General features: G+C 71.8%; 21 protein-coding genes and 1 riboswitch. Of the genes, 2 read left to right on the top strand and 19 right to left on the bottom strand.

The genetic code is table 11. The features are described from left to right. Positions 1 to 10: 10 nt before the first annotated feature. From ABT294_RS17120 to ABT294_RS17095, 6 genes are all read right to left on the bottom strand, one after another. The gene (locus ABT294_RS17120) at positions 11 to 406 is read right to left on the bottom strand and encodes an SCO2097 family morphological protein (protein WP_350806647.1); all 396 of its coding nucleotides are present in this window, start codon (positions 404 to 406) and stop codon (positions 11 to 13) included. Between the two features lie 203 nt (positions 407 to 609). Next, complete coding sequence (locus ABT294_RS17115) at positions 610 to 1,851, bottom strand: DNA polymerase IV (protein WP_350806646.1); 1,242 nt, start codon at positions 1,849 to 1,851, stop codon at positions 610 to 612. A 53-nt stretch (positions 1,852 to 1,904) separates the two neighbouring features. After that, positions 1,905 to 2,624 (bottom strand): methyltransferase domain-containing protein, encoded by a 720-nt coding sequence (locus ABT294_RS17110; protein WP_350806645.1) that lies wholly within the window; start codon positions 2,622 to 2,624, stop codon positions 1,905 to 1,907. A gap of 167 nt (positions 2,625 to 2,791) precedes the next feature. Further along, positions 2,792 to 3,202: a transcription antitermination factor NusB gene (nusB, locus tag ABT294_RS17105; protein WP_350806643.1), complete on the bottom strand. Its 411-nt coding sequence runs from the start codon at positions 3,200 to 3,202 to the stop codon at positions 2,792 to 2,794. After that, complete coding sequence (gene efp, locus ABT294_RS17100; protein ID WP_350806642.1) at positions 3,203 to 3,763, bottom strand: elongation factor P; 561 nt, start codon at positions 3,761 to 3,763, stop codon at positions 3,203 to 3,205. Between the two features lie 24 nt (positions 3,764 to 3,787). Next, entirely contained in the window at positions 3,788 to 4,825 is a 1,038-nt protein-coding gene (locus tag ABT294_RS17095; RefSeq protein ID WP_350806641.1) for a M24 family metallopeptidase, read from the bottom strand. A gap of 94 nt (positions 4,826 to 4,919) precedes the next feature. On the opposite strand from ABT294_RS17095, the gene ABT294_RS17090 reads away from it, so the two are divergent. Beyond that, complete coding sequence (locus tag ABT294_RS17090; RefSeq protein ID WP_350806640.1) at positions 4,920 to 6,737, top strand: glycoside hydrolase family 9 protein; 1,818 nt, start codon at positions 4,920 to 4,922, stop codon at positions 6,735 to 6,737. A gap of 82 nt (positions 6,738 to 6,819) precedes the next feature. Here ABT294_RS17090 and ABT294_RS17085 read toward each other — a convergent pair whose 3' ends face one another. From ABT294_RS17085 to ABT294_RS17075, 3 genes are all read right to left on the bottom strand, one after another. Beyond that, on the bottom strand, positions 6,820 to 8,322 hold the full coding sequence (locus tag ABT294_RS17085) for a protein kinase domain-containing protein (protein WP_350806639.1): 1,503 nt from the start codon (positions 8,320 to 8,322) through the stop codon (positions 6,820 to 6,822). Between the two features lie 155 nt (positions 8,323 to 8,477). Continuing rightward, the gene (locus ABT294_RS17080) at positions 8,478 to 9,773 is read right to left on the bottom strand and encodes a dicarboxylate/amino acid:cation symporter (protein ID WP_350806637.1); all 1,296 of its coding nucleotides are present in this window, start codon (positions 9,771 to 9,773) and stop codon (positions 8,478 to 8,480) included. 225 nt (positions 9,774 to 9,998) lie between these two features. After that, on the bottom strand, positions 9,999 to 11,039 hold the full coding sequence (locus tag ABT294_RS17075; protein ID WP_350806636.1) for an LLM class F420-dependent oxidoreductase: 1,041 nt from the start codon (positions 11,037 to 11,039) through the stop codon (positions 9,999 to 10,001). Between the two features lie 95 nt (positions 11,040 to 11,134). Here ABT294_RS17075 and ABT294_RS17070 point away from each other — a divergent pair, with 95 nt between their 5' ends. After that, entirely contained in the window at positions 11,135 to 12,022 is an 888-nt protein-coding gene (locus tag ABT294_RS17070; RefSeq protein ID WP_350806634.1) for an endonuclease/exonuclease/phosphatase family protein, read from the top strand. Here ABT294_RS17070 and ABT294_RS17065 read toward each other — a convergent pair. The 10 genes from ABT294_RS17065 to ribD form a co-directional block, all read right to left on the bottom strand. Beyond that, positions 12,008 to 12,568: a nucleotidyltransferase family protein gene (locus tag ABT294_RS17065; protein WP_350806633.1), complete on the bottom strand. Its 561-nt coding sequence runs from the start codon at positions 12,566 to 12,568 to the stop codon at positions 12,008 to 12,010. The two genes, ABT294_RS17070 and ABT294_RS17065, sit on opposite strands and share 15 nt — an antisense overlap. Beyond that, a complete protein-coding gene (locus ABT294_RS17060; RefSeq protein WP_350806631.1) occupies positions 12,565 to 13,668 on the bottom strand; it encodes an XdhC family protein in 1,104 nt (367 codons plus the stop codon). Before ABT294_RS17060 ends, ABT294_RS17065 begins: the two co-directional genes overlap by 4 nt. Continuing rightward, positions 13,661 to 14,743 (bottom strand): vWA domain-containing protein, encoded by a 1,083-nt coding sequence (locus ABT294_RS17055; protein WP_350806629.1) that lies wholly within the window; start codon positions 14,741 to 14,743, stop codon positions 13,661 to 13,663. The genes ABT294_RS17060 and ABT294_RS17055 overlap by 8 nt, the downstream gene beginning before the upstream one ends. Next, on the bottom strand, positions 14,736 to 15,626 hold the full coding sequence (locus tag ABT294_RS17050) for an AAA family ATPase (protein ID WP_350806628.1): 891 nt from the start codon (positions 15,624 to 15,626) through the stop codon (positions 14,736 to 14,738). Before ABT294_RS17050 ends, ABT294_RS17055 begins: the two co-directional genes overlap by 8 nt. A 192-nt stretch (positions 15,627 to 15,818) precedes the next feature. After that, positions 15,819 to 16,271 (bottom strand): PH domain-containing protein, encoded by a 453-nt coding sequence (locus ABT294_RS17045; RefSeq protein ID WP_350806627.1) that lies wholly within the window; start codon positions 16,269 to 16,271, stop codon positions 15,819 to 15,821. A gap of 21 nt (positions 16,272 to 16,292) precedes the next feature. Continuing rightward, positions 16,293 to 16,760 carry a 6,7-dimethyl-8-ribityllumazine synthase gene (gene ribH / locus ABT294_RS17040; protein ID WP_350806626.1) on the bottom strand — a complete coding sequence of 156 codons (468 nt, stop codon included), beginning with the start codon at positions 16,758 to 16,760 and terminating at the stop codon, positions 16,293 to 16,295. Then, positions 16,757 to 17,974, bottom strand: coding sequence for a bifunctional 3,4-dihydroxy-2-butanone-4-phosphate synthase/GTP cyclohydrolase II (locus ABT294_RS17035; RefSeq protein WP_350806624.1), 1,218 nt, complete (start codon positions 17,972 to 17,974; stop codon positions 16,757 to 16,759). Before ABT294_RS17035 ends, ribH begins: the two co-directional genes overlap by 4 nt. Then, complete coding sequence (locus ABT294_RS17030) at positions 17,971 to 18,639, bottom strand: nicotinamide mononucleotide transporter family protein (RefSeq protein ID WP_350806622.1); 669 nt, start codon at positions 18,637 to 18,639, stop codon at positions 17,971 to 17,973. Before ABT294_RS17030 ends, ABT294_RS17035 begins: the two co-directional genes overlap by 4 nt. Beyond that, positions 18,636 to 19,226 (bottom strand): riboflavin synthase, encoded by a 591-nt coding sequence (locus ABT294_RS17025; RefSeq protein ID WP_350806621.1) that lies wholly within the window; start codon positions 19,224 to 19,226, stop codon positions 18,636 to 18,638. The genes ABT294_RS17030 and ABT294_RS17025 overlap by 4 nt, the downstream gene beginning before the upstream one ends. Beyond that, positions 19,227 to 20,306: a bifunctional diaminohydroxyphosphoribosylaminopyrimidine deaminase/5-amino-6-(5-phosphoribosylamino)uracil reductase RibD gene (gene ribD, locus ABT294_RS17020; protein WP_350806620.1), complete on the bottom strand. Its 1,080-nt coding sequence runs from the start codon at positions 20,304 to 20,306 to the stop codon at positions 19,227 to 19,229. Between the two features lie 156 nt (positions 20,307 to 20,462). After that, positions 20,463 to 20,593, bottom strand: a riboswitch (FMN riboswitch). Between the last annotated feature and the right edge of the window lie 31 nt (positions 20,594 to 20,624).

The following is a 20,624-nucleotide window of genomic DNA, read 5'->3' as shown; positions in this document are numbered from 1 at the left end:
CTCGGGGCTTCTAATGTTCGTCGTGGCGCCGGCGCCAGCGCTCTTCCATGCGTTCCATGAAGGTTGCGCGACTGCCCCTGCGGGGGCCCTTGCCCTGGGCCGCCGTGCCGGAGGACGGGGCGGAGTCGCCGAACCCGTTCATACGTTTCCAGCTCGACAGGCCCCACAGACACGCGGCGAGCATGACCACGAAACCGCCGACGCCGAGGGGGATCAGGTTGATCACCACGCCCACCATCAACAGGACGACGCCGAGAGCAAAGCCGATGGAGGCCCTGATCAGGCGACGTTTGTAGTGGCTGCGCGGGTCACTGATCCTTACGGTGTTGGCCCACTTCGGGTCCTCGGCGTAGAGGGCCTGCTCGATCTGGTCGAGCAAGCGCTGCTCGTGCTCAGAGAGCGGCACGGCGCCTCCCAAGGACGGCCCCAGGACGGGGAAGACGGCAACGGACGACACGGGGTGTCCGGACCTCGCGGTCGGTTATCCCCAGAATACGAGGCTGTAGACGTACGCGAAAGCAAACGTCCAACGCAGACCAAACCGGAGGTGACGTCATAGCTCCATTGTGGACCATCTGTGCCCCCTCCCCCGAAGTCGCGACATCGACGTCATTCCTCCATTTCATCAAGTCTGCCCCGAACAAGCGATGCCGGGAGCACCGCATCTGGCCCGAATCTTCGGATTGCCTGGTCCATCGCCTGCTCCGCCTCGCGCCAGCCCGTCTCGCGCTCGCCCAGGCTGAGCTGGCGGGTGGCCGAATCGGCGGGACGCAGGTTCTCCATCCTGACCCCCACCAGCCGCAGGCGCACCCGTTCCAGCCCGGCCGCCTCGAACAGCTCGCAGGCCGTGGCGTAGATCTCCTGGGCGACGTCGGTCGGCTCCCGCAGGGTGCGAGACCTGGTGATCGTGGAGAAATCGGCCCGGCGCAGCTTCACACTCACCGTTCTGCCCACGTGCCCGCTCCTACGCATCCGGGCGGCCACCCGCTCCGACAGCCGCAGCAGCTCCCGCTTGATCACCTCGGGGTCGTCGACGTCGGCCGCGAACGTCTCCTCGTTGCCGATGCTCTTGTCGGGCACGTGCGCGGTGACAGGACGCTCGTCGCGCCCCCAGGCCAGCGCGGCGAGATGGCCGCCCGCGGCCTGGCCCAGCTCGCGCCGCAGCGTGTTGGGGGGCACCCTGGCCAGGTCGCCCACGGTGCGGATGCCGAGCCGCACCAGGGCCTGCTCGGTGCGCTCGCCGACGCCCCACAGCGCCGAGACGGGCAGCGGATGGAGGAAGTCGACCACCTCGTCGGCGGGCACCACCAACAGGCCGTCGGGCTTGCACTGCTTTGAGGCGAGTTTTGCGACGAACTTGCTGCTGGCGACGCCGACCGAACAGGTGATGCCGTACCGCTCCAGGACCTGGGCCCTGATCATCGCGGCGATCGCGCCGGACGAGCCCAGCCTGCGCCTGGCGCCGCCGACGTCGAGGAACGCCTCGTCGGACGCGATCGGCTCGACCAGCGGGGTGATCGCGTGGAAGATCTCCATGACCCCCTTGGAGACCTCGGAGTACTTGTCGCGGCTGGGCGGGATGACGGTGGCCTGCGGGCACAGGCGGCGGGCCCGGCTCATCGGCATCGCGGAGTGCACGCCGTACGCGCGGGCCTCGTAGGTGGCGCTGAGCACCACCCCGCGCCCGGCGGGCGAGCCCACGATCACCGGCCGCCCCCTCAGCTCGGGACGGTCGAGCAGTTCGACGCTGGCGAAGAAGGCGTCCATGTCGACGTGCAGGACAGGGCAGCCGCTGTCGTCGGCCCCGGTCTGTGGAGCGGGGCCGATGCCCGTGATCTGCTTGCGAGACACGCTGCCGAGTCTATCCGAACACGCGTTCTATGACCTGTATCGCTTCGGCATCGTCAGCTCCGGTGCCCGAGGACGTGGAGCTGGGTGGCGATGTCGCGCAGCACCGGATGGGTCGCGGCGGCCTGCTCCAGCGCCACCAGCGACTCGGCCGCGCCGGGCTCCCCGTCGACGAGCCTGCTGGGCACCAGGTCGGCGAAGACCCGCACCCCGTGCACCGCGCCCACCGTGAACCCGGTGGCGGCGAACAACTCGGCGAGGGCGGCGGCGCTGTAGCGGCGCGGCGTGGGATCGCGGTCGCCCCAGCTTCCGCTCGGGTCATCGAGCACCGCCCTGGCCTCGTCGAACTGGCCCGCCAGAGCGCGGTGGATGGCACTGCCGACCGGGTTGGCGGCCAGCACGCTCACCGCGCCGCCCACACGCAGCACCCCGGCCACGGCGCTCAGCGCGCTGAGCGGGTCCTCGACGTACTCGAGGACGCTGTGGCAGAGCACCAGGTCGGCGCTGTCGCGACTGAGGAGCTCGCCCAGGTCGGCGGCGTCCCCCTGGAGGCCCCTGACCGCCACGCCCTTCTCCTTGGCCCGGCGCTCCAGCGCGGCCAGCGAGTCGGGGCTCGGGTCGACGACCGTCACGGTGTGGCCGAGCTCGGCCAGCGGCACGGCGAACCCTCCGGTTCCGCCGCCGGCGTCGACGATGTCGAGCCCCCCGCGCCCGGTGGCCTCGGCCCGTTCGGCCAGCACCGCCCGCAACGCGTCCCAGACGACGGCGGTACGCACCGCCGGGGCCCTCGTGACGCCTTCAGCACGCAACGTCGCCTCAACTCCCTCTCCACGACGAACACGCCCACCCTACGCGCTCCCCGCCCCACCCGCTTCCCCGCGGCCGGGACGCGGGCGACGCCCCGCCCGCCATCCCGATCCCCGCGGGTGGGCCGCCGTCGGGGTTACAGCGTGATGCTGGCCTTGAGCTGCTTGAAGCGGGCCAGCAGGCCGTTGACGAACTGCGGGGACTCATCGGTGGACAGTTCCCCGGCCAGGTGCACCCACTCGCTGATGACCACGCCCTCCGGCACGTCAGGCATCCACAGCAGCTCGTACGTGCCACCGCGCAGCAGGTTGCGGTCGACCGCGGGCATGCGGTCGAGGGTCCAGCCCTCCGCGTACGTGGTGATCAGCTCGTCGATGCGGGCCCGGTGCCTGGCGACGCCCTCGACGATGGCCGAGGTGTACTCGTTCACCGGGGGCTCCTGCCGGTCAACGCGCTCGGCGAGGATCTTCAGCGGATCCTCGCTGCGCAGTTCGGCCTCGAAGAGGATGTCGAGCGCGCGCCTGCGTGCCTTGCCTCGGGCGGACACTCAGGCCCGGCCGAGGTACTCGCCGCTGCGGGTGTCGACCTTGACCCGCTCACCGGTGGTGATGAAGAGCGGGACCTTGATCTCGGCGCCCGTCTCGAGCGTGGCGGGCTTGGTGCCGCCGGTGGAGCGGTCGCCCTGCAGGCCGGGCTCGGTGTTGGCGATGGTCAGCTCGACCGCGGCGGGCAGGTCGACGTAGAGCGCGGCACCCTCGTTGAAGGCCACCGTGGCCAGGGTGTTCTCCAGCATGTAGTTGGCGGCGTCACCCACCGTGCCGCTGCCGACGTTGACCATGTCGTAGGTCTCGGTGTCCATGAAGACGAAGTCGTCGCCGTCACGGTAGGAGTACTGCATCTCGCGCTTGTCGACGTTGGCCACGTCGACCTTCACGCCGGCGTTGAAGGTCTTGTCGACAACCTTGCCGGACAGCACGTTCTTGAGTTTGGTGCGCACGAACGCGCCGCCCTTGCCCGGCTTCACGTGCTGGAACTCCACAACGGCCCAGAGCTCACCGCCGTCGAGCTTCAGCACCATGCCGTTCTTGAGGTCGTTGGTCGTCGCCACTCGTTTCTCCCGCGTGCGGCCGCTCTAAAGGACGAGCAGCTCCTTGGTCGTCTTAGTGAAAAGTTCCGGCCCGCCTTCACGCGTCACGAGCGTGTCTTCGATACGAACGCCGCCCCGGCCCGGGAGATAGACCCCAGGCTCGACGGTGATCGGAACTCGATCCTCTAGTCTACCGGTACGCGCAGGGCCCAGGAACGGCTCCTCGTGGATCTCCAGCCCGACGCCGTGGCCGAGACCGTGCCGGAAGTGCCCGCCGTGGCCCGCGGCCTCGATGACGGAGCGGGCGGCCGCGTCCACGTCGCGGGCGGCGGCGCCGGGGGCCAGGGCCTCGCGGCCGGCCCGCTGGGCGGCGGCCACCAGGTCGTAGAGCTCGCGCTGCCAGGCGGCGGGCTCGCCGATCGAGAGCGTGCGGGTCATGTCGGCGTGGTAGCCCTGGTAGCGGGCGCCGAAGTCGATGGTGACCAGGTCGCCGGCGCGCAGCCGCCTGTCGGTCGGGTCGTGGTGCGGGATCGCGCCGTTCTCGCCCGAGGCGACGACGGACTCGAAGGCGGGCTTGTCGGCGCCCAGTTCGACCATGCGGGCCTCGAGGAGGCGGGCCACCTCCCGCTCGGTCAGGCCCGGCCCGATGCGCGCCGAGACGTCGGCGAACGCCTGGTCGCTGATGGCGCAGGCGGTGCGGAGCAGTTCCAGCTCGTCGTCGTCCTTGACCGCTCTGAGCCCTTCCACGAGCGGCTCCAGGGGGACGAGGCCCTCGCCCAGGCGGATGAAGGTGGCCACGCTCATGTGCGCGGCCTCGATCCCGACACCCGGCGCGGCCAGCCTGGCCGCCACGTCGGCCGCCTCGACCGTCTCCACGTCCAGCCCGCGCGTCTTGCCGATGTAGCGGTTGTCGGTCGCGAGCAGCGCCGAGCCGTCGGCCCCGACCAGGACGGCCGCGTTCGAGCTGTCGAGCCCGGTGAGGTAGCGGACGTTGACGAGCGAGGTGACGAGGACGGCGTCCACCTCGCAGGCGGGCAGCAGCGCGGCCAGCCGCGCCCGGCGCTCCGGGTAGTTGACGGTCATTTCGCCAATGTACGCGTATTGACCACGCCTGTCCGCCCGGCTACCGTCACCCAAACCGGTTAGGAAGGTTTCCTAACTTCCATGGGAGCGTTTGATGAGGCACGCCCTAGCGATCGCGTTGACCGTCCTCACCGTGGGAAGCACGGTGGCCAGTACCACGGGAGGGCCCGCCATGGCCCAGGCTGAGCCGTCCGGACACATCCGCGTCGACCAGGTGGGGTTCGGACCCGCCGAGGCCAAGCACGCGTACCTGATGAGCCGCGCGCCGTCGCCGGGCGCGCGGTTCAGCGTCGTGGACCGCGACGGGCGCGAGGTGCTGAAGGGGACGGCGGGCCGCGACCTCGGCTCGTGGAACGCCTCCTACGGGCACGTCTACGACCTGGACCTGTCGCGGCTGCGCGCGCCGGGCAGGTACCGGATCAGGTCGGGCGCGCTGACGTCCCCGTCGTTCCAGGTCGCCCCCGCCTCGCCGGCGGACAGCATCCTCGCCTTCTTCAACGGGCAGCGGGACGGCGGGCGGCGGCACCGCAACGACCGGGCGGCCACCGTCTACGAGTGGCCCGCCTTCACCGGGCCCGACACGGACGAGATCAAGGGCGAGCTGACGAAGATCGGCGGACCGGTGGACGTGGAGGGCGGCTGGTTCGACGCGGGCGACTACCTCAAGTTCACCCACATCCTGGCGTACGTGGACACGCTGCTGTGGGCCTCGGCCCGCGACGGCGCCCCCGGCGACCTCCGCCTGCGCCGTGAGGCCGCCCACGGGACCAAGTATCTCGACAAGATGTGGGACGGGACGACCAAGACCCTCTACATCCAGGTCGGCATCGGCGCGGGCAACAAGGAGGGCACGTTCTCCGGCGACCACGACGTCTGGCGGCTCCCCGAGACCGACGACACCTCCGAGCACCCCTTCCTGCGCCACCGCCCGGTCTTCCGCGCGGCCCCTCCCGGCGAGCCGATCAGCCCCAACCTCGCGGGCCGGACGGCGGCCGCCTTCGCGCTGGCCGCGCAGCTGGAGCCGTCGCGCGACAAAGCCAGGGAGCTGCTGGACAAGGCCGCCGACGTCTACGCGATGGCCAGGACGGAGAACGTGGGGCAGCTCGTCACGTCCCTGCCGCACGCCTTCTACCCGGAGAGCGCCTGGCGCGACGACATGGAGCTGGGCGGGGCCGAGCTGGCGCTGGCCGGCCTGCGGCTGGGCGATCCGCGGTGGGGCGGCTGGCTGGAGCGGTCGGCGCACTGGGCACGCCAGTATCTGACGCACGAGGCGGGCGGCGACACCTTCAATCTGTACGACGTGAGCGCGCTCGCCCACACCGACCTGGTCAGGGCGATGCGGGCGGCCGACGCGTCCATGCTGGCGGTCACCGAGACCCAGCTGGTGGACGACCTGAAGGCACAGCTCTCGATCGGGGCGGCCAGGGCGGCCAAGGACCCGTTCCGCGCGGGCGCGGCCTACGACGCGTTCGACGCGGTTCCGCACGCGTTCGGCCTGGCGGCCACCTCGCGGCTATACCGGTCGGTGAGCGGCGACAGGTCCTACGACACGTTCGGGACGCAGCAGCGCGGCTGGGTGTTCGGGGCCAACCCGTGGGGCGTGTCGTTCGTGGCGGAGGTGGGAGAGCGGTCGATCCGCTGCCCGCACTACCAGATCTCCAACCTGACGGGCAGGCCCGCGAGGGGCGCCGTGGTCAACGGGCCGAACAGCGCGTCGCTGTTCGACGAGGGCCTCGGCGACCACCTCGACGGCATGTCCCCCTGCCCGGCGGACGGCGTGGACGCCTACGCCCGCTTCACGGGCAGGGGCAGCAGGTTCGTGGACGACGTGCGGTCGTGGCAGGCGTCGGAACCGGCGGACGACTTCGCCGCCGTCGCCGTCTACGCGCTGACGCTGATGTCACGCGACTGAACCCCTGCGCCGGGGCGGGCAGCTCCCGCCCCCGGAGGCGGTTGAGGAGACGCGCCGGCGGCCGGGGAACCCAGCTGCCGGCTCAGCGGACGCGCCAGTTGTCGAGGAAGTCGGCCAGCGGCCCGCTGCTGGGAACCTCGCCCTTCTCCCTGCCCTTGGCCAGATCGCGGAGCACGCCCGCGACCTGGTCGCGCGCCGCGTTCTGGTGCCCCTCCTGGTACTTCCTGGCCGCCTTCCTGATCTTGTCGTGCGCCTTCGCCGCCACCCGCGGGTCGACGTCGCCGATGATCTCCTGGCTGCGGATCGCGTCGTCGAACATCCGCATCCAGTGCTGCCAGCCACCCGGCGGGACGGCGGAGCCGATGGTCCCCTTGGGGGTGGGTACGACGGTCTCGTGCAGGGCGGTCGGCGGCGCGCCGGTGTCGCTGAGGGTGGGCGTGGGTTCCGGCGTCGGCGGCGGCTCGCTGTCGAAGGTCTGCACCATGGTCGGCTCAGGGGACGGCGTGGGCGCGGCGACGTCGTTCTTGGCTCCCGTCCACACGATCATCCCCACGGTGACCAGCGCGATCACCGCGACAGCCGCGCCGAGCTGGATGAACAGCTTCCGGTTGGACGATCCATCCGGCCCGTTGCCCGCGCCGCCGCCAAGGGGCGGCCCCTCGTAGATCGCGGTGTCGCCGGAGCGCGCCCCGACGGGCGTCGGCTGCGCCGGGCGTCCGGGGGCGGGCATCGCCTGCGCCCCGGTGACGGGAACGGGCGACGGCTGCGTCCCGTCGCCGGGGTCGGGCACGGGGGCGGACCCCGGCCTGGCGATGGCGGCCAGCGCCCGGCGCACCGCCTCGCCGCTGGCGGGACGGCCCGCGGGCGCCTTGGCCAGCAGGGCGAGGACCAGCCGGTCCAGCTCACCGGGCACGCCGGCCTGGTGCCGGCTGGGCGGCGCGGGCTCGGCCTGCGCGTGCCGCTCGCGGACCTCGTCGTCCGTCCCCTCGAAGGGCGGACGTCCGCAGAGCACCTCGTACAGGACGCAGCCCAGCGCGTACAGGTCGGCGGCCTGCCCGCCGTCCCCTTCGGCCCGCTCGGGCGCCTGGTAACGGACGTCTCCCCCGGACTGGCCCGCCAGCCCGAACCCGACGACCTTCAGCACCCCGCTCCCGGCGCGGCGGAAGCTGTGGGGCCCGATCTTCCCGTGCACCACGCCGGCCCGGTGGGCCGCGTCGAGCCCGGCGGCGGCCTGCCCCACGAGGTCGCACGCCTCGACGACCTTCAGCGGCCCGCGGGCCGCGACCTCCTCGCCCAGGCTCAGCCCGGTGAGGAACTCCATGACGAGGTACGGCGCGCCCTCGTGGTCACCGACGTCCAGCACCATGGCCACGTTCGGGTGGATCACCTTGGCCACGGCCTGGGCGTGCTGTCTGAGCACCTCGCGCGTGGCCCCGCCGGCGGCCTTGGCGCCGAGCACCTGCACGGCCACGGTCCAGTCGGCCCGCGTGTCGTAGCCGCGCCACACCTCGCCCATCGGCCCGCTGCCGATGAGCTCATCAAGCCGGTACCGGCCGGCGACCAGCGACGGCGTCGCGTCGGACATATCCCCGCCAAAATCTCCAGAAAGACGGCACTTTCCGACAACCTTAGGGCCACAATCACCCCACCCGTCCCGCTTTGCAGGTCACCCGCCCGCCCGGGGGCCCGCATGCGAGAGGGCGGGCGGCCCGTGAGCCGCCCGCCCTCCTTTCGCACGCGTCAGGCCGTGGCCGGTTCCGGCGCGCGCAGCGTGTTGCCGGACGGCGCGTCGTCCAGCGGCTGCGGCGGGGCGTTGAAGACCGCCTCGTCGAGACGGCCCTCCGAGCGCGCCACCAGCACCGGGACGACCATCTGGCCGGCGACGTTGGTCGCGGTCCTGATCATGTCGAGGATGGGGTCGATGGCCAGCAGGAGGCCGACGCCCTCCAGGGGCAGGCCCAGGGTGCTCAGCGTCAGGGTGAGCATGACGATCGCCCCGGTGAGGCCGGCCGTCGCGGCCGAGCCCACCACGGAGACGAAGGCGATCAGCAGGTAGTCGCCCACGCTCAGCGGGACGTTGAAGACCTGGGCGACGAAGATGGCCGCCAGCGCCGGGTAGACGGAGGCGCAGCCGTCCATCTTGGTGGTCGCGCCGAACGGCACGGCGAAGGAGGCGTAGTCGCGGTCGACGCCGTTGCGCTCGATCGTGACGCGCTGCGTCAGCGGCAGGGTGCCGACCGAGGAGCGCGAGACGAACGCCAGCTCGATGGCGGGCCAGGCGTTGCGGAAGAAGGTGACGGGGTTGACCTTGCCGAAGACGGCGAGCAGCGTCGGGTAGACGGCCAGCAGGACGATGAAGCAGCCGACGTAGACGCCGACGCTGAACTTGGCGAGCGGGGCCAGCAGCTCCCACCCGTAGGTGGAGACGGCCTTGCCGATCAGCCCGGCGGTGCCGAGAGGGGCCAGGCGGATGACCCACCACAGGGCCTTCTGGACCAGTTCGAGGACGGAGCGGCTGAGGTTGAGGAACGGCTCGGCCTTCTCGCCGACCGCCAGCGCCGCCGCGCCGAGGACGATCCCGAGAAACACGATCTGCAGGACGTTGACCTCGGTGAACGACGTGACGATGTTGGTCGGCAGGATGCCGGTCACGAAGTCCAGCCAGGTTCCGGCGCCCTCGGTGTCGACGGGCTTGGCGGCGGAGGTGTCGAGCGTGACGCCCTGGCCGGGGTTGATGACCAGGCCCAGGCCGATGGCGAAGGCCACGGCGATGAAGGCGGTCGCGAGGAACCAGAGCAGGGTCTTGGTGGCGAGCCTGGCCGCGCCGTTGACGTTGCGCAGGTTGGCGACGCTGACGAGGACGGCCGTGAACACCAGCGGCGGCACGGCGAGCTTGAGCAACTGGACGAAGATCTTGCCGACCTGGGTCAGCGTGTCGGCGAGCCAGGTGACGTCCCAGACCTTGGCGACGAAGCCGAGCGCGACGCCGAGCACGAGGCCCAGCAGCAACTGCAGGGAGAAGGTGAATCTCTTCACGGGAGGAAGCTCCGGAAGTACGGCACGCCGAAGCCACGGCATGCGGGGGTGAGGAGTTGGCGGTGGGGGGACGGCGGTCAGCGACAGAGAGAACCGTGCAACCGGCACAGATCGATGTGCAGCCGCTCAACGAGCCACACGATCGTTGGGTAAAACCTCACGAGCCTTGCCAACACCCCACAAACCAGGGGGTATTCCCGTAAAAAGATGTGACCTACGTCACTTTCAGGACGCCAGCGCCCTGACCTTCTCCAGCAGCCTGACCCGCTCCTCGTGGGTCGCGCCCAGCGGCGTGACGTTCAGCGTGGTCACCCCGGAGTCGCGCATCGCCTGGATCCGGTCGCGCACGAACCCCTCGCTGCCGATCAGCGACATCCGCTCCAGCAGCTCGGCCGGCACCAGCGCGGCCGCCTCCTCCTTCTTCCCCTCGAGGTAGAGGTCCTGGATGCGCTCGGCCTCCTTCTCGTAGCCGTACCGCCTGGCCAGGTCGTTGTAGAAGTTCCTACCCTTGGCGCCCATGCCGCCGATGTACAGCGCCGCCGCCGGGCGTCCGAACTCCAGCAGCCCGGACACGTCGTCGCCGATCGCCAGCGGCGCCTGCGCGATGACGTCCAGCTCGCCCAGCTCGGGGTCGCGGCGGGCCTTCCCGGCCGCCAGGGAGGGGCCCCACACGTCGGCGGCCTTCTCGGGGACGTAGAAGATCGGCTCCCAGCCCTCGGCCAGCTCGGCGGTCAGCTCGACGTTCTTCGGCCCGATGGCCGCCACCACGATCGGGATGCGCGGCCGCACCGGATGGTTGATGAGCTTGAGCGGCTTGCCGAGCCCGGTGCCCTGGTCGGGCGGCAGTGGCAGCGTGTAGTGGCGGCCCGCGTGGCTGAGCCGCTCACGCCGCCACACCTTGCGGCAGATCTCGATGACCTCGCGGGTGCGCCCCAGCGGCGCGGTGTACGGCACGCCGTGGAACCCCTCGATCACCTGCGGCCCGGAGGCGCCCAGGCCCAGCGTGAACCGGCCGTCGGAGACGTAGTCCATCCCGGCGGCGGTCATCGCCAGCAGCGTCGGCGTCCGCGAGTAGATCGGCAGGATGCCCGAGGCGATCTCCAGGCGTTCGGTCTTGGCGGCGATGTAGCCCATCTGGCTGACCGCGTCGAAGCTGTACGCCTCGGCCACGAAGACGATGTCCAGGCCCGCCTTCTCGTAGTCGGCCAGTTCGGCGACCGACTCCTTGAAGCCGCCCGAGTAGTTGAGTGCCATACCGATGCGCATGCCGGGCTCCCGATGAACCGAACGATATTCCGTTTTGGGACGCCAACAGGCTAGCGCGTCGGCGTGTCGGGCTGCGAGCGGCTAGCCTGGTCCGGATGCTGAAGCGCGTTGTCGTCGCCGTGTCCGCCGTTGTCGCCGTGACTCTGGCGGGGCACCAGCTCGTCCCGGCACTGGGCGGTTTCACCCCGGTCATGGAGAGTGTCCTGCCCTGGATCGGCTGGCTCGTCCCGATGCTGCTCGTCGCGGCCGTGGTCGCCAGATCGAAGGGGGCGACGGCCGCCGCGCTGGTGCCGGGGGTGGTGTGGGCGGCGATGTTCGGCTCGGCGCTGGTGCGCTCCGCGCCCGGCGGCCCCAGCGACCTGGCCGTGGCGACGGTGAACGTGGGCGTCCGCAACAGCGCCTCGGGCGAGGCGGTGCGCGTCATCGCCGACAACCTCGACCTGCTGGCCGCCCAGGAACTCACCCCCGGCGGCCCGGCGGCCAAGGAACTCAACAAGATGTTCAAGTACCACTACCAGGTCAGCACGGTCGGCCTGTGGAGCCGCTATCCGATCAGCCAGACCAAGCCGCTCGACGTCGGGCTGGGCTGGCCGCGGGCGCTGCGGGCGGTGGTGTCCACCCCCAAGGGCAAGGTGACGGTGTACGTGATGCACCTGGCCTCGGCGCGTCCCGGCATGACGGCCTCGCGTGATGCCTCGCTGGCGCACGCGCGCCGGCTCGTCGACGCCGACGCGAGCACCCGCATCCTGCTGCTCGGCGACCTCAACACCGCCACCACCGACCGGGGCATGCAGGGCCTGACTCCCCCGCTGACCGACGCCCAGACCGAGGCGGGCGACGGGTTCGGCTTCACCTGGCCGTCCGGCTTCCCGATCACCCGTCCCGACCACATCCTGTTCAAGGGGATGACGGCCACCCGGGCGGGCGTGGCCCCCGCGACGGGCAGCGACCACCGGGCGGCGGTCGCCTCACTGCGCCTCTAGCCTGCGCAGGTCCTCGGGCGTGTCGATGTCGGCCGGATCGCCGGGGCAGGGCACCTCGGTGACCAGGTCCGGGTGGGCGCGGATGAAGGGCCTGGCGCCCACGTCCCCGACGGCCAGCTCGGCCACCTCGGCGAAGTGGCGGCGGGCGATCAGCACGGGGTTCCTGCGGCGCCCGTCGTAGGTCGCCACGGCCAGCTCGGCGCCGCTGGCGATCAGGGCGCGCACCGCCTCCGGCTGCACGAACGGCTGGTCCACCAGGGCGACCACCACCGACTCGGCGTCCGGCGGCAGCGCGGCCAGCCCGGCCCGCAGCGAGGAGCCCATGCCGGACTCCCAGTCCGGGTTGCGGACGGTCACGGCTCCGCGCACCTGGACCGTCGCCGCGCCGAGCACCACCACGACCGGATGGCAGCCGCCCTCCTCCAGCAGCCGCACCCCGCGGTCGACCAGCCGCTCGCCGCCGTACTCGATCAGCGCCTTGGGCCTGCCCAGCCTGGCGCCCCGCCCGGCCGCCAGCAGCAGCCCCGCCGCCCGCGTGCCCTTCACGGCGCCTCGTGGTGGATCTCGTGGTGAATACGGCCCGCCGTCTGCGTGAGGGGATGTCCCGAGCCGCCCCAGCGGAGCTGGATCAGCTCGGCGGCGATCGAGATCGCGGTCTCCTCGGGGGTGCGGGCGCCCAGGTCCAGGCCGATGGGCGATCTCAGGCGGGCCAGTTCGGGGTCGCTCACGCCCGCCTCGCGCAGCCGTACGAGCCGGTCCTCGTGGGTGCGGCGGGAGCCCATCGCGCCGACGTAGCCCGCGTCGGTGCGCAGCGCCACCTCCAGCAGCGGGACGTCGAACTTGGGGTCGTGGGTCAGGACGCAGATCACCGTCCGCTGGTCGACCTGCACCGACGCCAGGTAGTCGTGCGGCCACTTGACCACGACCTCGTCGGCGTCGGGGAAGCGCTTGTGGGTGGCGAAGACGGGCCGGGCGTCGCAGACCGTCACGTGGTAGCCGAGGAACTTGCCGACCCTGGCCACGGCGGCGGCGAAGTCGATCGCGCCGAACACCAGCATCCGGGGTGGCGGGGCGAAGGACTGGACGAACACCGACAGGTCGTCCAGCCGCCGCTCGCCGTGGCCGCCGTAGCGCCTGATGCCGGTCAGGCCCTGGGCGAGCATGCCGCGGACGTCGTCGTCGGCCGCCTCGTCGAGCCGGTCCGTGCCGAGGCTGCCGGAGGAGCGGTCGGGCCAGATGACGCGGCGCGCGCCGACCTCGCCGGGGCCGGAGACGATGGTGGCGACGGCGACGGGCTCGTGCGCCTCGACGGACGCGGCGACCTCCCCCAGTTCGGGAAATGTCTCGATGGAGATGGGTTCGACCAGGATGTCGATGATGCCGCCGCAGGTCAGGCCCACGGCGAACGCGTCGTCGTCGCTCACCCCGTACCGCTGCAGGACCGGCGTGTCGATCTCGGCGGCCAGCTCGAACACCGCGCCCTCCACGCAGCCGCCCGACACGCTGCCCACCACCTCGTCGCCGCGCACCGCCATGGCCGCGCCCGGCGGTCTGGGCGCGCTGCTGAACGTGCTCACCACGGTCGCGAGTCCGAACTTGAGCCCCGACCTCCACCACCGCATGATCTCGGGCAGCACGTCACGCATGTGCGAGCCTTTCGCTGAGTTCCTCGTACGCGGCCAGACTGTGCCCGGCCACCAGGTCGTCCAGGTACGGCAGGGCCGCCCGCATGCCTCCGGTGAGCGGCTGGAAGTCCTCATACCCCTTGTGCGGGTTGACCCAGATCACCCGGTACGCCTGCCGGGACAGCCGGGCCATCTGCGTGCCCAGCAGCGCCGGGTCGCCCCGCTCCCACCCGTCGGAGGCGATCACCGCGATCGCACCCCTGGCGCTGTACCTGGTGAGGAACTCCCTGAGCTCCTCCCCCAGCCTGGTGCCGCCGCTCCAGTCGGGGATGGCCCTGGACACCTCGTTCAGCGCGGTGCCCGGGTCGCGGTGCCGCAGCTCGGCGGTGACCGAGGTCAGCCTGGTGCCGACCGCGTACACCCTGGTGGCCCTCGGCTCGCTCCTGACCAGCGCGTGCGCGAACCGCAGCAGCGTCTCGGCGTACGGGGCCATCGAGCCGCTGACGTCCACGAACAGGACGACCTGCCGCGGCCGGGTGGTGTGCGTCCGGTGCCGCAGCCTGGCGACGTCGCCCTTGCGCAGCGCCTCCCTGATGGTGCGCCGCTGGTCCATCGCGCCGCGGTGGGCGCTCTCGAAGCGCCGGGACCTGCGCCGGGCCCGCCCGGTGCGCAGCATCGACAGCATCCGGTGCACCTCGGCCCGCTCGGCCTCGGTGAGGCCGGCGACGTCCCGGTGCCGCAGGACCTCCGCGCGGCTGGCCGCGGCGGGCGCGACCGGCGACTCATCGCCCTCCTCGCCGTCGCCGCCCGCCGCGGTGTGCCTGGTGACGGCCGTGGTGCCCGCCCGTTGCCGGCCCGCCTTCCCGCCACCGAAGTACGCGGCGAAGCACCGGTCGTACCGGGGCAGGTCGTCGGGGGTGGCGCAGAGGGTGAGCCGTCCGGCCCAGTAGACGTCGCCGGGCTCCGTCACGTCCAGGTGGCGCAGGGCCCGCAGCAGGTTCTGGGTGCGCTCGTGGTCGGCGCCGACGCCGGCCGCGCGGAGCGTCCTGGCGAAACCGGTCAGGGTCCCGGTCAGGGGCGCGGCCGGCTCAGCCATGCCGCAGCAGCCCGTTGCCGAGGACGGTCTGGACGTCCTCGCGGTACTTCAGCGCCGCGCCCAGCGTGGCGGCGGCGCGGTCCGGGTCGAGCTCCTCGGCGCCCAGCGTCAGCAGCGCCTCGGTCCAGTCGAGCGTCTCGGCCACGCCGGGCGGCTTGACCAGGTCGGCCTGCCGCAGCCGCCCGGCCGCCGTGGCGACCTGCGCGGCCAGCGCCTCGCTGCAGCCGGGCAGGCGGCGCAGCAGGATCGCCACCTCCCTGTCGAAACCGGGATGCTCCAGCCAGTGGTAGAGGCAGCGCCGCTTGAGCGCGTCGTGCACCTCGCGCGTCCTGTTGGACGTCACCACCACGACGGGCGGCGTGCCGGCCTTGACGGTGCCCAGCTCGGGGATGGAGATCGTGAAGTCGGAGAGCACCTCCAGCAGGAACGCCTCGAACTCGTCGTCAGCCCGGTCGATCTCGTCCACGAGCAGCACGCTGGGCTGCGTCTCGATCGCCTTCAGCAGCGGCCTGGCGATGAGGAACCTGCGGTCGTAGATCTCCCCTTCGAGCCTGCCGACGTCGGTGATGCCGGCCGCCTCGGCGGCCTTCAGGTGCAGCAGCTGCCGCGCGAAGTCCCAGTCGTACAGCGCCTGGGCCGCGTCGAGCCCCTCGTAGCACTGCAGCCGGATCAGCGGCGCGTCCAGCAGCTCGGCGAGCGTCTTGGCCAACTCCGTCTTGCCGACGCCCGCCTCCCCCTCGAGGAACAGCGGCCGCCCCATCCGCAGGGCCAGGAAGGCGGCCGTGGCCAGCCCTTCGTCGGCCAGGTAGGCGTGCCGGTCGAGCAGCTCGATGAGCTTCGCCGGCGACTCGATGTCCGTTGCCCTGATTGTCCGCCCCAGCACGCTTTCAGGCTACGCGCCCCCGCGCGATGGCGATATTCACCACACCCACAGAAAGATTCAGCACGCGCGCACGAAAATCAGCACATCCGCCAAAAGCGTCAGCACCCGGCGCGCCAGATCGACGGTGTCGACGGCCGGTCGCCGGGCGGCCGTCGCCGCACCGCAGAAAGCCCGAACCGGGCGGCGCGGGCGTCACACGTCGCGGGCTTCGCCGCGCTCGTGGATGAGAGCCTCGAGTTCGGCCGTGGCCTGGCGGGCGCGGGCCTTCTCCGAGCCCTGGATGCCCATGGCGCCGATGGTGCGGCCGTCGGAGAAGTCGATCCTGGGCCAGGGGTCGCCGACGAGCAGGGTGACGTCGAGGACCTCCGGCCAGGTGTAGCGGTGGGTGCGGATCGCGTTGACGATGGTGATGCCCTCCTCGTCGGCCTCGACCCGCACCCGCCCGAGCAGGTGCAGGACGAACGCCACCAAGCAGCCGAACACCACCAGCCCGATCCGGTCCGGCAGCTTGAACGGGTCGGCGATGAAGACCGCCATCACGATGGCGCCCAGCACGACCAGCGCGGCGAAGCCGTACGCGACGATGCGCCCCCGGCGCGGACGCCAGGTGACGGGCAAGGATGGCGGTTTCACGGGCTCTGACACAGATCAAGAACCTATCGCAGGTCAGGTGAGGTTCCTCAGCAGGAGGGCGGTCTCCAGCGCGGCCATGGTCGACTCATAGCCTTTGTCCTCCTTGCTGCCGGGCAGGCCGGCCCGGTCGAGCGCCTGGTCGAGCGTCTCGCAGGTGAGGACGCCGTTGCCGACGGGGGTCTCCTCGTCGAGCGAGACCCGGGTGAGCCCGGCCGTCACCGCGTCGCAGACGTAGTCGAAATGCGCTGTCTCGCCCTTGATGACCGCGCCGAGCGCCACCACCGTGTCGTACCGGCGGGCCAGCGCCTGGGCGATCACCGGGATCTCCAGCGACCCCGGCACCCGCACCACGGTGGCCTCCGCGCCGCTGTCGGCGCAGGCCTGCAGAGCCCGCGCCACCAGCTGGTCGGTGATCTTGGCGTGCCAGCTCGCGGCCACCACGCCGACCGTCAGGCCCGCGGCCTCCACGACCGCGACCTGGGGCCGTCCCGCCCCGCTCATGACGCCTCCGAGATGTCGTGGCCGAGCCGGTCGCGCTTGGCCTTGAGGTACCGCTCGTTGTGCGGGTTCATCGCCACCGGCATCGGCTCGCGGCCGAGCACCTTGATGCCGTAGCCGTCCATGCCCTTGAGCTTGGCCGGGTTGTTGGTGAGCAGCCGCACCGACCGCACGCCGAGGTCGGCGAGCATCTGCCCGGCGTTGGAGAACTCCCGTGCGTCGACGGGCAGGCCCAGCTCGACGTTGGCGTCGACGGTGTCGCTGCCGTTGTCCTGGAGGCTGTACGCCTTGAGCTTGGCCAGCAGGCCGATCCCGCGTCCCTCGTGCCCGCGCAGGTAGACGACGACGCCGCGGCCCTCCTCGGCGATCGCCGCCATCGCGTGGTCGAGCTGCACGCCGCAGTCGCAGCGCAGCGAGCCGAACACGTCGCCGGTCAGGCATTCGGAGTGGGCGCGGACCAGGACGTTCTCACCGTCGCCGAGGTCGCCGTAGACGAGCGCGATGTGCTCGCCGCCGTCGAGCGCGCTGGCGTAGCCGTAGGTCCGCCACATGCCGTACCTGTTGGGCAGCGCGGTCTCGGCGACCCTGGTGACCATGCTCTCGGTGCGCCGCCGGTAGTCGACGAGCTGCTCGATCGAGATGAGCGCCAGGTCGTGCTCGTCGGCGAAGGCGCGCAGCTCGGGCAGCCTGGCCATGGTGCCGTCGTCGTTGACGACCTCGGCGAGCACTCCGGCGGGGCTCAGCCCGGCGAGTCTGGCCAGGTCGACGGCCGCCTCGGTGTGGCCGCGCCTGGCCAGGACGCCGCCTTCGTGGTAGCGCAGCGGGAAGATGTGCCCCGGACGTACCAGCTCGTACGGTTCCGTGGCGGAGTCGGCCAGCGTGCGGATGGTCTTGGCGCGGTCGGCGGCGGAGATGCCGGTGGACACGCCGTCGCGGGCGTCGACGCTGATCGTGTACGCCGTGCGCATCCGCTCCCTGTTCTGGAAGACCATCAGCGGCAGCCCGAGCCGGTCGAGCTCCGCGCCCTCCATGGGCACGCAGATCACGCCGCTGGTGTGCCTGATCGTGAAGGTCAGCAGGTCGGGGGTGGCCTTGGCGGCGGCGAAGATGATGTCGCCCTCGTTCTCCCTGTTCTCGTCGTCGACCACCACGACGGGCTTGCCCTCGCGGATGTCGCTGATGGCGCGCTCGACCTGGTCGAGCGTGATCGGGTTCACGACGCCACCGCCAGCTGCGGGGACGTCTCCCGCGTTGTCCTGTATTCCTTCAGCCATTTCACGAATCCGATCACGACGAGCAGGAAGAACACTCCGTAGACGGCGCCGGAGACCACCAGCCCCGAGCTGAACGCCAGCGGCACGCCGACCAGGTCGACGGCCACCCAGATGATCCAGAAGTCGACCAGCGCCCGGCCCTGCGCCCAGGTGGCGACGGCGCTGCCGACGAAGATGTAGGCGTCGGCGGCCACCAGGAACGCGCCCTTGGGCAGCGGCACCTTCGCGCCCCATGACAGGTCGGCCGCGTAGAACAGCACGCCCACCAGGGCCGTGCCCAGCAGCATGGCCGCGATGTAGCCGGTCCGCTCCCGGAACGTGGCCGGGCGGACGGCCAGCCGCGCGCCGCCCTGCGTGCCGCGCCGCCAGGCCCACCAGCCGTAGATCGCCAGCACCCCGAACAGCGCCTGCTTGAGCGCGTTCCCGGTGATGTGGACGCTGAGGGACGCGATGAACAGCAGCACCGCCCCGGTGAACTGCACCGGCCACGTCCAGAGCGACTTGCGCATGGCCAGCAGCACCGTGGACAGCGCGGCGAGGTTGCCGATCAGGTCGGTCCACCGTACGAACGCGCCGAACATCTCGAATCCGGCATCAGCCCAGCTCACTGCCCGGTCACCAGCCTTTCCACGTACTTCGCGATCACGTCGACCTCGATGTTGACGACGTCGCCCACCTGGCGCTCGCCCATCGTGGTGACCTCGAGCGTGGTCGGGATGAGACTCACGCCGAAGCTTTCGTCGTCAACCGTGGTGACCGTGAGGCTGATTCCGTCAATGGCGATCGAGCCCTTCTCCGCGACGTAGCGGCTCAGCGTGGCGGGGAGGGAGAAGCGCAGGTTGTCCCAGTTCTCGCCGGGGTCCCTGGACAGCAGGACGGCGGTGCCGTCGACGTGGCCCTGCACGATGTGCCCGCCGAGCCGCTGGTCGGCCCGGACGGCCCGCTCCAGGTTCACCGCCGACCCCTCGGACAGGGCGCCCAGGGAGCTGCGGTCGAGCGATTCCTTGATCACGTCCACGGTGAACACGTCGTCCTCGACATCCACCACGGTGAGGCAGACGCCGTTGACCGCGATCGAGTCGCCGTGCCCCGCGTCGGAGGTGACGACCTTGCCGCGTACGGACAGCCTGGCCGAGTCGCCGTCCGGGCGGACGGCGATGACCTCGCCCTTTTCCTCGATGATTCCGGTGAACATTCAGCTCTCCCTGAGGGTGTGGGGTACGGGCCGGGCGGTCAGCCGGAGGTCCGGCCCGATGGGGGTGATCTCGTCGAAGGCCAGCCGGTGGGTGTCGGTGATGGTCGGCACGCCCGCGTCGCCGAGCGCGGCGGGGCCGGAGCCCAGCAGCGCCGGGGCGAGGTAGGCGACGACGCGGTCGATGAGGCCCTCCCGCAGGAACGAGCCCGCCAGCGCGGGGCCGCCCTCCAGGAGAACCGTCACGAGGTCGCGCCGCGCCAGCTCCTTGAGCAGGGCGTGCAGGTCGAGGCCGCCGTCGCGCCGGGGAACGCGCAACAGGTCGGCCTGGAGGGCGGTCTCGGCGTCGTCGGCGACCGCGACGAGCGTGGGCGCCGCTCCGTCGAGGACGCGGGCCGCGGGCGGGGTGCGCCCATCGGAGTCGACCACGACGCGCACCAGCGGCCTCGCCGGATGACTGCTGGGCGGTTGGGCCGCCGGGCGGGCGGTCAGGTGGGGGTCGTCGGCGAGGACCGTGCCGACGCCCGCGATGATCGCGTCGGAGGCGGCACGCAGCCGGTGGACGTCCGCCCTGGCCTCCGGCGAGGTGATCCACTGGCTGGTGCCGTCGGCGGCGGCCGAGCGGCCGTCGAGCGTGGCGGCGAACTTCCAGGTCACGTACGGCCTGCCGAGCCGGGCGAAGGTCAGCCAGGCGGCGTTGACCCGCTCGGCCTCGGCGGCGAGCACCCCCGATGCCACCTCGACCCCGTTCGCGCGCAGCCGCGCCGCGCCGCCCGCGGCCTTGGAGGTGGGGTCGGGGACGGCGACGACCACCCGGGCGACGCCCGCGTCGAGCAGCGCCCGGCTGCACGGCCCGGTGCGGCCGGTGTGGTCGCAGGGTTCGAGCGTCACGTACGCGGTGCCGCCGCGGGCCCGCTCGCCCGCCTGGCGCAGCGCGACGACCTCGGCGTGCGGGCCGCCCGCGTAGGCGTGGTGACCCTCGCCCGCGACGTTCCCCGCGGCGTCGAGGACGACGCAGCCGACGACCGGGTTGGGGCTGGTGCTGCCGTGACCGCGCGCGGCGAGCTCGACGGCCCGCGCCATGTGCGCTGGGTCACGCGCTGGGTCATGCGCAGGGTCGCGGTCGGGTGACTCCACCCGGGGCCTCCTACTCGCCGGTAGCTGCAAGCCACGGCGGGCCCCGGGGGTCCCGCGGTGCGGGTACGCACCACAGAGGGCATCCGGCTCGACACCGGACGCCCGCGCGCTTCCTCCCATCCGGACTTTAACCGTCGGTCCCGGAATTCCACCGGGTCAACCGGCCGATGGCATCGGCCGGGTCGCGGACTGTCACCGCCGGTTCGGACTTTCACCGACCCCGGAGCACGCTAGCTCTTGTTCACGTATCAGTCTGCCACGCCC

Origin of the sequence: Nonomuraea sp. NPDC000554, from assembly GCF_040300065.1 — a bacterium.
In the GTDB taxonomy this organism is placed as follows: Bacteria; Actinomycetota; Actinomycetes; order Streptosporangiales; family Streptosporangiaceae; genus Nonomuraea.
Note: the sequence above shows the minus strand (reverse complement) of the source record. Positions and strands in the feature narration are given on the sequence as shown.